The organism is Prevotella sp. 20925_1_30, from assembly GCF_041433025.1.
Taxonomy (GTDB): Bacteria; Bacteroidota; Bacteroidia; order Bacteroidales; family Bacteroidaceae; genus Prevotella; species Prevotella vespertina.
This window is the reverse complement of sequence record NZ_JAPWAR010000001.1, coordinates 93992-107806: the sequence shown is the minus strand read 5'-3', so window position 1 is coordinate 107806 and position 13815 is coordinate 93992. Positions and strand designations below refer to the sequence as shown.

Below are 13815 nucleotides of genomic sequence, written 5' to 3'. Positions count from 1 at the left end.
TCCTCTTTGTACCCTTGATCACATGTCAACTTTTTATAACATTAATAGTTCTCTCGCTTTTTTTACGTGTGCAAAGTTACAAAAAGATATGCTTATATTAAATATACCTATTGTATTGATACAAATGCTTCAAAGGGTATAATAACTGATTATTAAGTACTTAGCAATTTCTAAAAGCCAGATTTTATAAGTATAACATAATGTTATTAGACCTATTACCAAGTGTTTTTTAGCTAAAATCAAATACTTTTATGAATGAGATATTAAACTATCTTCACAGGTTAAACACTATATTTCTAAGAAAAACAATTGACAAGTAAGGCTTATAGAAAAGGCTTACAAGAACGCTTCTAGTGGTATTTACAATAATGAAAGAGCATATTTAAAATGGCTAAAGAATATCGTTTCTATCTCTAAAGATACTCTTTTGAACAAGAAAATAGTCTAAAAGTTGCTTTAAAACAAACCAATCTTCTAATAAAATTAGATTATTTTTTATAACGTATGAGCGTTTACACGATGATTACTGATGGTTTACACTATAAGAAAGGGGCATGTTTCATTCGACTAAGAGGCATTAAATTAACCGATGAAAAGGGACAAAAAGAATATCGCCACAACCCTTTTACATATAATAAGAGTTGTGGCGATTATCTAAATTATCAAATGTTAGATACGATTAAAGCCTCATCACCTGTTCATCAAACTTATCAGGACATAATGATTTAAGGCGCACACGCGAGCGATAAGCATAGACAGTAGCCTTGGAACAACGCAGGAACGAACAGATCAACTCGTTTTCCTTCACACCAAGACGTATGAGTGCAAAGATACGCAAGTCGGTTGATAGACGTCTTGATTGCTTCGGTATGATTTGCTCATCAGGCTTTAGTAAGGCATTAAAGTCTTCTACAAAGTTGGGGAAAAGCCCAAGGAACGTTTCATCAAAGTTAGCATAGAAGGACTCTAACTCTCGATCGACAAACTCTTGTGACTTGAGTGTTTCCATCAGTTCTGCACGTTTGCCAGCAGAGAAAAGTCGATAGATATGCTTGCGATAAGTATCGAGTTTATCAATATACATTGAACATTGGCTAAGGAATCGAGTGATGTATTCGTCCTTAATATGGTTCGATTCCTTGAGTTGCTCATTAGTTGTTGAGAGGAGCTTACGGGTTTCTTTCAACTCTTTGAGGCGACGATTAATATAGAATATCATCACAATGAGGAATACAGACAACAGACTGATAAGTATCAATCCTATTGTTAACCAAAGTGTTCGAGAGGCGCTCTCACGCTCGTGCGACTTCTGAATAACAGGCCAAACATCAGCCATTGCGATTGTACGTTGACGTGCATTACAGAAGACGGCATCGTCCAAAGCTCGCCCCATATAGGCGTAGGCGCGCTTGTTATCGCCCTCTTCAAAGAGAAGGGTAGCCAATTCCTGTAACGCAAGATATTCCTTAACGGAGTTGTGAATATCGGAGATTGCGGCTGCAATGAGGAACTTCTTTTGTTCATCAACCTCTTTCTGGCGTCTGTATATCTCTGCTAATGAGTAGGCAACAAAGCCCATCTGCCTGTCGTAAGGCTTTAACTTGGCATAAGCCTCAAGTAGTATCTGCTTCGCCTGTTCGTCTTGATGATGGTTAACAAACTTCTCTGCACGTGACCAAATATCCACTCTTGTACCATGGTCAACGATAGAATCGTTGCAAACTTCAGCTAGTTGGGTGTATTGTTTGCGTTGCCATGGAGTTAAGGCAGCATCGGCAAGGTTGTCATAGAGCGTCTTTCGTGTTGAAAAATAGTAAAAGGAAAGACTCGGCACAAGCTCATCTCGTTGAATAGATTCAACTAAGTCACTTGCATCCTTGAGCTGTCCACCTTTTATAAATAGGTAGGCAAGATTGAGTTTAGCGTCCCCTATATCTCTTTTATTGTTCATCTGCTTAGCCAGTTGTAGCTTCTTTTCAGCGTAGACAATGGCTGAGTCGACGGAATAAGAGATGTATAAGTTGAAGAGTTTATCGGTCAAGTCGTATCTTTTCTGCTTTGTTTTGGCAGCATGAAATTGCTTTTTTACCTTCTCAATATTATGTTCAAACTGCTTATCATACTGTCCCGAAGCAGCAAGAACCTTATCAAGGTCATCTAGTGTAGGCGCATACAACTGTGCTTTCATAAGCGAGGTAACACATAAGAATGCACCTAAGATAAAGATTCTTCTCATTCTCATCACGATTAATTTGGGCTTAAAATCTCTCATTAATATATATACGTAGCATTCGAGTATTTAGTATGTTTGGGTTAAAAAAGTTTGCTTTTTTATGAGAATTAGTCTATCAGAAAGGGGAGAAAAAGGCAAGTCGCAACACTTATGTCAGCATGAAGTCAGTCCCAAGAAAACTGCATAAGTCATGCGACTTGCTATTATTTAGCTACACTTCAATGTGTATTCACCCTCCTTAAAGAGCCTTGATACTGATGGCAAAACCACCTCCGCGAGCCTCTTGTAACTTAAGGACATCACCCTTCTTAACGCTACGCTTTGTGATAGTATACGCCTTTGGATTCTTCTCATAATCGGCATCCTTAGCATCAGCATAGATGGTTGCTTCATATTTGCGACCCTTGTCTAAGAAGTCTAACTTGATGTTGCTCGTGTGAGCAGCAAGTCCCGTCTTACCTCCAACGAACCAGTTATTGGTGCCTTTAGCCTTTCTTGCAACTGTAATATAGCGTGCAGGTTCTGCCTCAAGATAACGACTATCGTCCCAGTCAACGGCTACATCCTTAATAAACTGGAATGCATCGTTGTACTTCTGATAGTTCTCTGGAAGGTCGGCAGCCATCTGCAATGGACTATACATGGTTAGGTAAAGAGCGAGCTGGCCAACGAGTGTGGTGTGAACCCAGCTCTTGTTGCTGCACCAAGTAGACAGTTGAGTCTCTAAAATACCAGGAGTGTAATCCATAGGACCGCCCTGTAAGCGTGTGAAAGGCAATATCACAGTGTGGTTGGGGTCGCTTCCTCCGAACGCTTCGTACTCTGTTCCACGTGCAGACTCATTGCCCACCATGTTCGGATAAGTACGACAAAGACCTGTAGGACGCGTTGCCTCATGTGCATTCACCATGATATGATGCTTTGCCGCCTCCTTAATTACGTGCATGTAGTGGTTGTTCATTGATTGAGAATAGTGATGGTCACCACGTGGAATGATGTCTCCGACATATCCAGTCTTTACTGCATCATAACCGTATTTATTCATCAGGTTGAGCGCATCCTCTAAGTGTCTCTCATAGTTAAGAGCACTTGAAGAGGTCTCATGGTGCATCATCAGCTTCACACCCTTCGAATGGGCGTACTCGTTAAGAGCCTTTATATCAAAGTCAGGATAGGGAGTTACGAAGTCAAACACATCTTGTTTCCAGTGTCCGAACCAGTCTTCCCAACCGATGTTCCAGCCTTCTACCAACACTTGGTCCAATCCGTTCGCTGCAGCAAAGTCTATATACTTCTTCACGTTGGCTGTGTTTGCAGGGTGATGACCGTTTGGTTTGGCATGAGCATAGTCTGTTTGACCGAGCTTAACAGAGTTGAAATCATCGGTGTAAGCCCATGACTTACCACCAGCAATCATTTCCCACCATACACCACAATACTTAGTTGGATGAATCCAAGAGGTATCTTCAATCTTACATGGTTCATTGAGATTGAGAATCAAGTTGCTTGCTAACATATCACGAGCATCATCGCTCACCATGACCGTACGCCAAGGTGTTGTGCAAGGTGTCTGCATGAAGCCTTTCAAACCAGTTGCATCTGGAGTCAACCAAGACTCAAACACCATGTTCTTATCATCCAAGTTAAGGTGCATCGTAGCGTAGTTCTCACATGCAGCCTCATGTATATTAATGTAGAGACCATCGTTTGACTTCATCTGTAAAGAGGTCTGAACGCCCGTTTCAGAGAACACTCCTACAGAAGAGTTACTCCAATTCACAGCATCATGGAAACGTGAGCGTATCTCAGAGAGCTTGCTCTCTTGCGTCTCTTGCTCTTGTGTGTCATAGTCTCCAGGGAGCCACCATGCAGTGTGATCACCAGCCATTGCGAATTGCGTGTGTTCCTCTTTTATAACGAAGTAATTTAACTCTTTCTGTTGTGGGAACTCATAACGCAAGCCCATTCCATCGTCATAAACACGGAAACGAATGATGATGTCACGCTTACTACTAGGTTGGTTAAGGTCTACCTCAAGCTCGTTATAATGGTTACGAATCGTTGAAGTTTCTCCCCAAACAGGTTTCCATGTCTCGTCAAAGGTGGTTGTCTTTGTGCTAGTTGTCTGAAAACCATCCATCAAACTAGTCTCATCCATCCCCTTACTAGCGTGCTTGTCCTTTGCTAGTTCTAGACCAAGATGAGACGGTTTAACGACTTCCTTACCTTTGTAAGTCATCTCATAAGTTGGCACACCATTTCCTGTAAGTGAGAACTTAACAGCAATCTTACCATTAGGAGACGTAACCGTCTGCGCAGAAGCAAGGTTTGCCATACCCATCAAAAGCCCCATAAGGGCAATATTGAATCTCTTCATTGTTTTGTTAAAAGTATTAATTGGATTTTAATTTTTAATTATCTTTACTTGCAAAGATAGCTAAAAAAGTGAATAAAAGGTTCTTTGAGTAGTTGATAAGTAGACAATTTCGACAAGTATTATCGTTTAAGACATTAGCAATCAAGTCTTTGAATGAAGATAATAATTATATTAAGTAGATATCTCTTAATTGATAGTAAAGTATTATCTTTGCAGTCAGAAGAGATTAAAAGATGCGCAAATTACTTTTATACATATCCTTACTAGCATTGCCAACAGGTCTCTTTGCTGACAATGACACACAACATTTACAAGAGCAGTTAGACCTTCTCTTGAGTCATCAAACAGCTCATATTAAAAGGAAAAATGAGACTATTAACCGAATAAAAAAAGGACTTCTCACAGAAGAAAAGACCTTAAAACGATTGCAGACATACGACTTGCTTTATCAAGAATACTATGTTTTCCAATTTGATTCAGCAATGACTTACCTCGACAAAGGCATTGACTTAGCAAAGGAAACAGCGAATACATATTATTATAACAGCAATGTCATTCATAAAGCGGAGCTTCTTTCTATCGGCGGATTATACAATGAGGCTATAGAAACCATAAGTTTAGTGGATACAACAGCGCTGGATAGAACACAAAAGTTCGATTTTTACCTCTCTCTCTTCCGTATTCATACTTATTGGGCAGACTTTTGTAATGACCAGAAATACGCTCCCATCCATCGTGAGAAGGCTAAGCAGGCATTGATTAAAGCAATGGATTATTGCGATGAAACCGCAAGAACCTACGAATACTACTATGGGGAATATTGCGTGTTTGTACTTAACGACCCCAAGAAAGCACGTTCTCATTATCTAAAAGCAGCTAGCCTCTTACCCACCGACTCACGATTTTATGCTATGGCATGCTTTGCCTTGTCAGGAAGCTACGCCAATGAAGGGCGAACGGATCAGCAAGAAAGGTATCTTCTATTGTCCAGTATTGCTGATGCTGAGAACTGTACGATGGAGAATTACGCCTTACAAACGCTTGCCATGTACATCTTTGAGCATGATAAAAACCGAATTGATCGAGCACAGGAGTATATTCAAAAGTCACTTGAAGATGCTCGTTTCTATAACAACAGACTACGTATTATAGAGATATCTAATAAGTTACCAGTCATTGTCAACAGCTATCAACAGACATTAAACACGCGTAATCGGGTGCAGATGATTGCTATCATTGCCATCTCATTGCTCCTAATTTTCCTACTCGTAGCCATCACGTATATTGTAAAACAGACCAAACGACTGCGTTTACAACAGCGAGAATTACAAAAGAACAATGATAGTTTGTCGGAACTTAACACTCGACAGAAAGGCTTAAACACACAGTTACATAAGCTAAATGCCCTATTAATAGACACAAATCGCAAACGGGAAGGATTGGCAAAGCTATATATTGACCTTTGCGCAAAGTACATTACAAGACTAAAACAGCAACAGACGCTGGTAAAAAGGAAGATAAAAGCAAACCAAACAAGCGAACTCTTGAGTCAACTCTCATCTGGTCGGCTGTCCGAAGAGGATGCAGCTACATTCCTTTCACGCTTTGACAAGGCATTTCTAGACCTCTATCCAACATTCACAAAGGAGCTAAACGCATTACTAAAAGCGGACTATCAGATAAAAAACGCCCATTCCAACGAGCTAACAACAGACCAACGTATCATGGCTCTCATACGCCTTGGCGTAAAAGAGAGTGCCGAGATAGCTGATTTACTGTTCTATTCTCCACAGACAATATACAACTATCGCTCTGCACTTAAAGCCAAAGCCATCGATAAAACGAACTTTGAAGCAGAAGTATCGAAACTTTGTAGCGTCATTGGAAACAACTAATAAGAAACAACAAATTAATTAACAACATTATTATTATTCACTTTAAAACAAAAAGTATGACGACAAAAAGTATTAAAACAGTGGTTAGCTTGCTAGTAGCAGCAACCCTCATGAGTTCTTGTGTAGGTTCATTTGCCTTGTTCAACAAGCTTGCGCAGTGGAATAAACACGCCACTAAGTCTAAGTTCATCAATGAGATTATCTTCTTAGTAATATCTCCTGCATACGCATTCTGCGGTATGGCAGATACGTTAGTACTCAACTCTATTGAGTTCTGGACTGGTGATAACCCTGTTGCCAATCGCGTTGGTAAGGTTCGAAACATCAAGGGTGACGATGGCTTAATGTACGCTGTTAAGTACTTGGAGAATGGTTATGAGATCACAAAACCCGATGGTCAGGTCTATTACTTCACGTACAATAAGCAAGAGAACACATGGTATATGAATGCAGAAGGCAAAGAACAAAAGGTGATCCAGTTTAATGGTAATGGTTCTGTTAAGGCTTTCTTGAATAATGGTTTGACTGTTGATGTAACGCCAGATGCATCTGGTTTGTTAGAAGTTCAGCAGGCTCAAGCTGGTACAACATACTTCATGGCAAGACGATAAGTCGATTGTCTCGGTTGTATCAACATACACTATCATAGTATCCATTAGCCACTTTCCCCTCAAGGGATGGCTAGATGGTTTTTCAAGAGAGGCTCTCTTGAGACTAAAGAAAGGCTCTTCTCCATGCAAGGAAACGCCCTTGTTAAATGGAGAAGACGCCTTTCTCTCTTTTTATATACGCATAGAACGGGGAATTAAAACCGACGATCTATCTTACAACAAACTTCTTTCCACCACGGATATAGATACCCGGTGCGAGCTGCGCATCCTTTGGCATACGCGCTCCTTGTAGGTTATAAACGTTTTCATCATCACTCTTTACAACATTAAGAGTTGATATTCCTGCTGTTGCATCATATACATATAGCATTGGAGAAAGGTTCCCAGAGCTTGCTGGTTTATATGCTCCAAACGACTTATATTGCGTTGAGTACTGTACGACGTGACCATCAGAACTTGTGATAACAAATGTTCCGTCAGCATTTGGAGTGACTGTCCATATAGTTGCCTTATCGGTTGAATTGACTACATTAAAGTTCTTATGCGTACCATCCTGATAGAAGTAACGACCACTAGCATCCTTGATGTAGTAACCTCCCGCAGCCTGTTCCAATGTAAAGAATAGGTTTTCATCGGAAGTAAAGACAACCTCTTTCTTAGTTGTTACTACTGATCCATTTAGATAACCATAGCCCTTTTTGCCCTGAACGGTCTGACCGGCAAAGAGGTTCTCACCTACCTTCACAACAAGAAGGAACTGTGTATTAACAACAGGAACAGCCGTTGCTTTCACAAAAGACTTACTCTCTTTGGGAGTTACTTGATCGTCTTCTCCACCCCCAGGAGTACCTGGCTCTTCACTTGGATTAGTTGGTGTGACGATTGCACCAGTATAACGTGCATCGTCAGAAGCCGTCGTTATAGATAGATCGGGGTTGAAAGCAACATCCACACTATCACCCCAAACATATTCAGCAAGGTTTGGATAGTCGATAAAGAGGTTACGGTTATTCTGTATCTTGGCTGCTGCATTGTTGCGATCAATCTCTTGTTGGTCTACACGATCTTGCTTGCTCCACTTGAGGTAGAGCTTATAAGCCCACTCCCTAAGCGTTGGCCAGCTGTTATTCTCAAGGCTTTGTAAGCCTACGTTCACCCATTTTAGGTGCTGATAAGTGGTTGCCATGTACAGATAACTGCGTGCGAACTCACCTTTGAAACGATTGCCTGGCTCCCACATCTTGATGAGTTGTCCATCTGCATAGCCTGTTCCTACCTTATCATAGCCTTCTCCAGCAGGCTTAGTAACCTTTACAACTACACCCATCGGGTAGTTGCTCTTATCGCTGTTAGCCTTTGCATCAGATGGATAGAGGTTATAAAGGTCGCACCAAGCATCATTCTTCTCTTTTCCCCACCAGCTCTTTGGGAACGAGTGTTCGATGTTCATGTCTGCAATAGCTACTCCGCTGTGGTCGACGAAGTAGAACTTCTTATCGCTATAACGGTTGTAGCATTCCTTGGTTTGAGGGTCACGATCGGTGTACCAAAAGCCCCACCATGTGCCTTTGTTACCACGGCCATACTTCAAGACAGTCTTTTTGTCCATCAGAGTGTGCAGTGCACTCTTTAGTTGCTCCTTCTTTAGTCCTTTTAAAGAAGCGGCATACTGTTTAAGACTTTGGCGATCGATGGCATTCGCCGACATAGAGAGTCCTATCAATGTCGTGGCGACGACCATTTTAAATAACCTGTTCATAGTTCTTATTGGTTTATTTTGATGAATAATGATAAATACTTTTTTACGAGGAGATCAACGTTGTTTATCACTCACACCTTCGCACATAAGAGTAAGAGATGATTGTTATTTGCATCGGTAGTAGCGAAGAGATAATCTGTTCCTCCTTCTTTTATCTTGAGTTTCTTACGCAAGTCTGCAACGCTCATAGGGAAGTTGCGCACGGCAAGATTAGCTTTCTTGATAGCTGATAAGGTGCGACGTAACTCCTTCTTATTGAATGATGAGACAGCAACAAGGCGGAAACTACGACCCGGGAAGTGCTCTATAAGACTATTGGAGACAAATAAATGAGAATTTACACTTAGTGCAGAAACCTCATAACGACGACTGATTAGGGCAAAGCAACCCGCTTTCATCAGTGAAGCATTAGGCTCATAGAGATATTGACCAGCTGTAGGTGCGGTTGAAAGAATGCTCGGTAAGATGCCTGCTGTATCTTCTTCATAATAGGAAACGACCTCACCATCATTCATGCAAACAATGCGGAGTTTAGGTATTGAGCCCATTGTAGTGTCTGCCTGGGGCTCTTCTTTCTGCAAAACAATCAATAACTCCTTACATTCATTGCGTACAGAGAGGATGTGAACCTCACGTACAACGTTGCCAATAACGTTTAGTTCGTTTACAGCTCGGTGCCAATCAAGCATTGGCGAGAGCTTCAGAACAATGGTGTCTGCCTTCTCTAGGAGTTCCTTCTCTAGTGTCAACACATCAGGAGAACAATCTTCTATCAATACAGTCTTGCCCCCTTGCTCGTTACGACGTGCTGGATCGAGGAAGATAACATTGACTGGTTGCATTTGATGGAGGTATTCTGTACTATCTGTATTGACCACTTCTACGTGACTCAAACCTAACACCTTGAAGTTATGTTGTGCTACCTTGCATAGCTGTTCTTGCTGTTCTACGTAGGTGGAATGGGCGAAGTTGCGTGCTATAAATGAGAAGTCGACACCAAAACCACCCGTGAGATCAACAAAGTGAGTAGATGAAGAAGGTGCATGAGAGGCACTCAGTTCCTCTAATAAGTTAGCTTTATACAATGCGGTCTGCTCACTTGAGCACTGCTCCATAGATAGATGTGGCGGATAGATAATATCCTCTTGTGCAGCCCATGAGGGCAACTTGGTGTGCGCCTTCAGCCATCCTGTAAGCTGATTAAGCAAGAAGGGCATATCAATGTCAGGATAGTTATGCGCTTGAAGAGCTAAGAGTCTCACGCCAGTACCATCTCCGAGTGAAGAAGGAAATGGTATGTTATGCTTATTGAGGGTTTCTCGCACGTATCTCGGAAGTGGAAACTCTCCTTGTTGTAGCGTATTCCTTTGCTGTTTTACCATCTCTTTTTGTTCTTACTTATACACCTTTTCCTTTCCATCTAACAATAGCCAATGATACTATCTACTCCCCTCTCCATTCGGAGAGGGGCTGGGGGTGAGGCTTGTTGGGGCTTTTGTTGAGGCATCTCTACCTAACCACTCTCAAGTTACTCTTCGCCCATTCCCTCGTACAAAGGTTGAAGTGCCACCATTCAGTGCGTATTGGCATGAAGCCAGCAGCGGTCATAACCTCTCGAAGTAACCGTCGGTTGGCAAGTGCCTCACGTGAGATAATACCCCGTTCAAGTAATCCTTGTTCCTTATCTATATGACTTGCAGCACCCATGTGATCAACCTTTGCTCCCATAGGGATTGTGTCTATATGGCAACGTGCAGCCCCCTCACGCCATGTGGCATCGTTCCATGAAGCCTTACAAATACTAATATCCACTGCCATTCCATAGTTGTGCATACCTCCACCATGCGCTGGGTTGGACACATAGAAGTATTTGGATGTGTTCTTCACGGCATCCCACATCGTCTGCTGAACGCTCATTGGGCGTGTAGCATCAAATATACATAAACTCAAATCAGGTCTGCGACGCTTCAATTCAGCTTGTGCCTTACGCAGAGCCTCCGCACAACGAGAGAGGACATAAGCGTCACGAAGATCGTGATAGAGCTGTCGATTACAGAAGTTATCGGTGCGTGCATACATTAAAGCGACCTTTATTGAGGGCACGACACGCTTAATATTCACCAAACCTTGCCTCTCCATGGATTGACCAGCAGCCAAGCGACGATCCGTAGCAGGCTTCTGTGCATATATAGAAGTGGTGGAAAGGAATAGTGCGAGTAGTGCGTAATAGATTTGCTTCATTCTGTTCTTCTCTTTTAATAACCATTGACAAGAATAAAAACAAGGGCAGGTTCTATTCTTTCTTACAACCATGATGGATTGAAGGAATACATAGAACTTGCCCTGTTGTTATTTCTATCACTGTGGAAATAGCGTTTATATCTTATTTCAAAGCAGCTTTCTTTTGTTTTACATAGTCACCGAATACACGGTCGAGTTCAGCTCTTTGCTCAGAGTCGAGTGTATCATTGGCTTGAATAAGTCCACGATAATAACTCTTGATTGCCTTCGATAACTTCGCTTGATCGGCTGAGTTCTTATCAAAGATGTTATCCAAATCGTGATAGAGAGCGGGTTTCATTGTGTTGAGGAAAGCGAGTTTCCCTGTCATTGGAGCCGCATTATGGGTGCTATCGTTGGTCTGCTCGTTAGGAGTAGTGACCTTTACGCTATCTTCGGGAGCTGTCTCCTCATCCGACTTAAAGACAGATGAGACATCTATCTTGCCCATTTGATTGAGCAAAGCACCACCATAATTATATGTCAGAATGCCCAGAACAATCACAAGCACCGCAATCACAGCCACCATAACGGTGCCTTTACCTATTGTAGGCATGGTGAATGACGACCCTTCATGATTGAGATCGGTTAGGAACTCATCGATGTTTGTATAACGATCACTGCGCTTGAAGGCACAACAACGCTTAATCACATCACTATAAGCAAGCGTTAGCCCCATCACTTTCATTATCGTTCCGAGCGAATAGATATCAGCTGTTCCGTCGGCAGTCATGGTTTCGTCTTTCAGTTCTGGCGCCATGAAGCGGGTTGTGTCAGCGGTTGCTTTAACGTCATCAAGCGACAATACACTGAAATCAATCAACTTCACGTAATTGCCTTGAGCGGTGATAAGAATATTAGAAGGCTTGAGGTTGCGATGAGCGATACCCTGATTATGAGCATATCGGAGCGCATCTGCTATCTGATTTACAATAGCTATCTTCTCATCGTCAGTGTGTTGTTCTTTAAGATAAGCCTGCAATGTGCGACCTTCTACAAACTCCTCCTCTATACAAAGCCCATAGCCGTCAACTTCCACAAGTCCTTGATAACGCACAATACCCGTGTGGTTCAATCGTTGACATTGTTTGAACTCACGCTTCAAGGCATTTCTTAGTAGCGTTCGCTTACTATTCTCTTCCTTTAAACCTTTGAGGATGACTGTCTGTTCGCCCTTACGACATTTCACAATTAGGCTATATCCGTGTGAAGGAATAACCTCGTAATCTGTGTAACTAGCTTTCAAAGGAGCCTCAGCTATCAATGAAGACTGGTTGGATGTATTGTTCTTATCTGTCATGAATATCTATCGCACTTAAATAACTTAATATGTATCTCTGTGCGCAAAATTAGCAAAAAAAATTGATATAGGGCATAGTTACAGGCTTTTAAGCATAAATAGATGTTAAGCTGGTAAGCATCAGTAGCAATATTGGACAGCATCAGATAGAACCCTACGGCTTATTTTGTATCCAATCATTACCAGCTCTTCTCATTAGCAAGATATACTCTGATGTGCCTTTTGCGATACTAGATGAAATACTTACCTTTGCGCTGCAATTAGGTAGCAAATAATTAACAGAATTATAATTAAGCAATGGAAAAGAAAGTAATCATCCTCACTGGAGCAAGTAGTGGTATAGGTTATCAGACGGCAGAGATGCTTGCGAAGCAAGGACATATAGTATATGGTGCAGCACGAAGAGTTGAGAAGATGGATGCACTAAAGCAGTTCGGTGTGAAGACATTGCAGATGGATGTAACCATAGAAGAGAGTGTTAATAAAGCTGTTGATACTGTTATCGCAGCTGAAGGGCGCATTGACGTATTGGTCAACAATGCTGGCTATGGTTCGTTTGGAGCCATTGAGGATGTTAGCATAGCGGAGGCACGCAAGCAATTCGACGTTAATCTCTTTGGTGTTGCTATGTTAACGAAGAAGGTATTACCCCACATGCGCAAGCAACATAGCGGTACAATCATCAACATCAGTTCGATGGGCGGGCGTCTGACTCTCTATTTCGGTGCATGGTATCATGCGACTAAGTATGCCCTTGAAGCATTCAGCGATGCTTTGAGAATGGAGACGAAAGGATTCGGAATCAACGTTGCTATCATCGAACCGGGTGGCATTAAGACGCCTTGGGGCTTCATTGCTGCCGACCACTTAGAGGAGAGCTCAAAGGGAGGAGCATACGAGGAACAGGCAAAGAAGGTGGCTGAAGGTCTGCGTAAGCTGTATAGTGGTAACATGATGAGCAGCCCTGAAGTAATTGCAAAGGTTATCAGTCGTGCCACAAATGCACGTCACCCAAAGGCACGATATCTCATTGGTTTTGGTGCGAAACCCCTCGTCTTCTTACATACAATATTACCAACTCGCTGGTTTGATTTCATTATGATGCACATAAGCTAGGCAGGAGTAAAAATCAGCATAAGTACTATATACGCCACGTTGTGGGCTTATCTCACTCAGTATCATCCTTATGATACTGGAGTATCATACGTGTGATACTCGATTATCATGTGCGTGATACTCGATTGTATCGTACGTTACAATTCATTCTATAGTAATGTTACAACTCTTTATACAGCGCATTACAATGCATTGGAAGTGCGTCATCTGATGGTTTCAGAGCTGTTTCAATCCTATTATATAA

At 41.9% G+C, this 13815-nt stretch carries 9 protein-coding genes; 3 read left to right on the top strand and 6 right to left on the bottom strand.

What is annotated here, in order from left to right:
- Window positions 1-679: 679 nt before the first annotated feature.
- Window positions 680-2236, bottom strand: a complete 1557-nt coding sequence (locus tag O3603_RS00430) for a DUF6377 domain-containing protein (protein ID WP_371519499.1) — start codon at window positions 2234-2236, stop codon at window positions 680-682.
- A 235-nt stretch (window positions 2237-2471) separates the two neighbouring features.
- On the bottom strand, window positions 2472-4610 hold the full coding sequence (locus O3603_RS00425) for a glycoside hydrolase family 97 protein (RefSeq protein WP_371519496.1): 2139 nt from the start codon (window positions 4608-4610) through the stop codon (window positions 2472-2474).
- Between the two features lie 233 nt (window positions 4611-4843).
- Here O3603_RS00425 and O3603_RS00420 point away from each other — a divergent pair, with 233 nt between their 5' ends.
- Together O3603_RS00420 and O3603_RS00415 are read left to right on the top strand one after the other, a co-directional pair.
- The gene (locus tag O3603_RS00420) at window positions 4844-6505 is read left to right on the top strand and encodes a DUF6377 domain-containing protein (RefSeq protein WP_371519493.1); all 1662 of its coding nucleotides are present in this window, start codon (window positions 4844-4846) and stop codon (window positions 6503-6505) included.
- A gap of 56 nt (window positions 6506-6561) precedes the next feature.
- Entirely contained in the window at window positions 6562-7116 is a 555-nt protein-coding gene (locus O3603_RS00415) for a DUF3332 domain-containing protein (RefSeq protein WP_371519490.1), read from the top strand.
- A 208-nt stretch (window positions 7117-7324) separates the two neighbouring features.
- Here the strand turns inward: O3603_RS00415 and O3603_RS00410 are convergent, their stop codons facing one another.
- The 4 genes from O3603_RS00410 to O3603_RS00395 all read right to left on the bottom strand — a co-directional run bounded on the left by O3603_RS00410 (window position 7325) and on the right by O3603_RS00395 (window position 12455).
- The gene (locus O3603_RS00410; RefSeq protein ID WP_371519487.1) at window positions 7325-8875 is read right to left on the bottom strand and encodes an endonuclease I family protein; all 1551 of its coding nucleotides are present in this window, start codon (window positions 8873-8875) and stop codon (window positions 7325-7327) included.
- 71 nt (window positions 8876-8946) lie between these two features.
- Window positions 8947-10257, bottom strand: a complete 1311-nt coding sequence (locus O3603_RS00405) for an RsmD family RNA methyltransferase (RefSeq protein ID WP_371519484.1) — start codon at window positions 10255-10257, stop codon at window positions 8947-8949.
- A gap of 127 nt (window positions 10258-10384) precedes the next feature.
- Window positions 10385-11116 carry a M15 family metallopeptidase gene (locus O3603_RS00400; RefSeq protein ID WP_371519481.1) on the bottom strand — a complete coding sequence of 244 codons (732 nt, stop codon included), beginning with the start codon at window positions 11114-11116 and terminating at the stop codon, window positions 10385-10387.
- Between the two features lie 142 nt (window positions 11117-11258).
- A complete protein-coding gene (locus O3603_RS00395) occupies window positions 11259-12455 on the bottom strand; it encodes a serine/threonine-protein kinase (RefSeq protein ID WP_371519479.1) in 1197 nt (398 codons plus the stop codon).
- A 297-nt stretch (window positions 12456-12752) separates the two neighbouring features.
- Here O3603_RS00395 and O3603_RS00390 point away from each other — a divergent pair, with 297 nt between their 5' ends.
- Window positions 12753-13571 (top strand): oxidoreductase, encoded by an 819-nt coding sequence (locus tag O3603_RS00390; RefSeq protein WP_371519476.1) that lies wholly within the window; start codon window positions 12753-12755, stop codon window positions 13569-13571.
- Window positions 13572-13815: the final 244 nt, after the last annotated feature.